The sequence below is a fragment of the Kitasatospora griseola genome (assembly GCF_014648555.1).
GTDB classification, from domain to species: Bacteria; Actinomycetota; Actinomycetes; order Streptomycetales; family Streptomycetaceae; genus Kitasatospora; species Kitasatospora griseola.
This window is the reverse complement of the sequence record NZ_BMRI01000020.1, coordinates 97,608-97,952: the sequence shown is the minus strand read 5'-3', so window position 1 is coordinate 97,952 and position 345 is coordinate 97,608. Positions and strand designations below refer to the sequence as shown.

The following is a 345-nucleotide window of genomic DNA, read 5'->3' as shown; positions in this document are numbered from 1 at the left end:
GCTGGCGTTCGGCAACTTCGATGTTGAAGAGGCGATGATCGAGTGGGAGAGCATCCTCACCGGTCGAAGCTTTGAAGAGCTCGTTGAAGCCGATGAACCGGCGGTCGTCGCCGACCCCGGCGACGGAGAGGGCCCTATGGTGCTGGCCGCTTCCAAAGTCCTGCAGGATGCGCTCGCCGCTGCCGACGCTCCGAGGTTCGTCGAGGTCAGCGAGCTGTGGGTCCAGGAGCGGGCAGCAGAGGGCGAGGTCTTCGCCCCGGAGGTCGCGACCAGGATCCTCGGCGGTCTGGCCGGGCTGGCTCGAAGCATCGGCAGGCGGGGCGGCAGCCTGTACTGCTGGGTCGC

1 protein-coding gene is annotated in these 345 nt (G+C 67.5%); it reads left to right on the top strand.

Features of this window, described 5'->3' with window-relative positions; translation table 11 throughout:
• A partial coding sequence (locus IEZ12_RS23910) for a hypothetical protein (RefSeq protein ID WP_229847879.1) occupies positions 1–345 on the top strand: 345 nt, incomplete at both ends.